The organism is Stutzerimonas sp. LR2, assembly GCF_055755175.1.
Window position 1 is genome coordinate 1 of record NZ_JBVTRR010000076.1, and the last position, 703, is coordinate 703.

A 703-nucleotide genomic window follows, 5' to 3' on the forward strand; every position below is an offset into this window, starting at 1 on the left:
TTTCAATAGAGAGGTAAACAAAACGACGAATACCAATAAAAAAGAGGTTTCCCATGTACTGCACAGTCAAAGAACTTATCGCTCATCTCTCTATTAAAAACCAACATGCCCTTGTGTTAACGAAGCTGTGGGATACGGAAGATATTCACCAGGTCTTGTCTGACAGCGGTAGGGAGCCTATCTCCGAATATGAGGCGCACAAAGCACTCCAGCTGGTGGATCGTACTCACGACGCAGAAATTGGTATCTCATCGGAAACGCTGCTATGTGCGATTGAGTCGTCAGCCGATATTACTGCTGAGCAATATGCACAAACCTGTGTGTGTTTCACGGTGCCGCGCGAGCTGTATTCCGTTTGCAACGAAGTGACGCTCCCTGCGGGGTTAATCACAGTCGAGTTTGATGCGTTTGAACTGCGTTCACTGGTGGCGACATCCAAACTCACCATCGTACAGAAGCATGAGCTCAGCGGCTTCATCAAGTCTGTTTCTGATAACTGTGATACGCCAGTACATCACTGGAGTGTTTACGCTGAAAGCCGCGACGGAAAATGTACGATTTGCTTGCAAGACCATTTCCAGGGCAAAGAATATCGTTGGGTCGAAAAGAGCCTGCAATGAAATAGCGCTGTAACGCTTTCTACGATGCGATGTGGTACTCATCGCATCATTTCGCACAAAACATCGTAAAACTGCTGAGGATC

General features: G+C 47.1%; 1 protein-coding gene. It reads left to right on the forward strand.

Going from position 1 to position 703, the window contains the following annotated elements; all coding sequences use genetic code 11:
• Positions 1 to 53: 53 nt before the first annotated feature.
• Complete coding sequence (locus ACVRRC_RS22130) at positions 54 to 620, forward strand: hypothetical protein (RefSeq protein ID WP_472997596.1); 567 nt, start codon at positions 54 to 56, stop codon at positions 618 to 620.
• Positions 621 to 703: the final 83 nt, after the last annotated feature.

What these genes read in the sequence shown, in the direction of transcription:
- ACVRRC_RS22130 (WP_472997596.1), top strand. Translation starts at nt 54, where the DNA reads ATGTACTGCACAGTCAAAGAACTTATCGCTCATCTCTCTATTAAAAAC.